We start from the raw sequence: 677 nt of genomic DNA on the forward strand, positions 1-677 counted from the left end.
AAGATGGTGGGGAGGAACGACGTGTCGGGGCCGAGCCGTACGAGCAGCAGGAAACCCGCGGTGACCAGCGAGAGGCCGAGGCTGGCGGTGCGCCTGGTGCCCCAGTGGGTGGTCATCCAGCCGGTGACCTGGGCGCCGACCATCACCGCGAGGGCGGTGGGCAGGAAGCCGAGCCCGGCGCGTGAGGGCGAGTAGTCCAGCACGTGTTGGAGGTAGAGCGAGAGCACCACGGGACTGGCGAGGTAGCCGACGCCCAGGCAGAACATCACGGCGTTGGCGGCGCTGACCGCGCGGTGCCCGAAGATCCGCAGCGGCATCAGCGGGCTGCGGGCCCACCGGTGCTGGCGGGCCACGAAGAGGGCGAGCAGGGCGACGGCGGCGGCCGAGAACGCCACCGCCCGCGCCGTGCCGGCCGGCTCGCCGAAGGCGACGACGCCGTAGACGAGGGCGGCGAGCCCGCAGGTCACCAGGAGCGCGCCGAGCACGTCCAGCGGCTCGCGCGGGGCGTCCGTACGGGGCCTTCGGGCGAGCGCGCGCCAGGCGACGACGAGCACCGCGACGCCGATGGGCACCTTGACGAGGAAGACCCAGCGCCAGCCGAGCGAGTCGGTGAGCAGCCCGCCGAAGACCGTGCCCGCCGCCGCGCCGACCGCCCCGACCATGCTCCACAGGCCGAG

Annotated in this window: 1 protein-coding gene; it reads right to left on the reverse strand. The window is 74.4% G+C overall.

Annotated elements, in window-relative coordinates:
• Positions 1-662: MFS transporter (locus KUM32_RS33235; protein ID WP_254406490.1), on the reverse strand; the 662-nt coding region annotated here is incomplete at its 3' end.
• Between the last annotated feature and the right edge of the window lie 15 nt (positions 663-677).

The sequence above is a fragment of the Streptomyces sp. AC627_RSS907 genome (assembly GCF_019049165.1).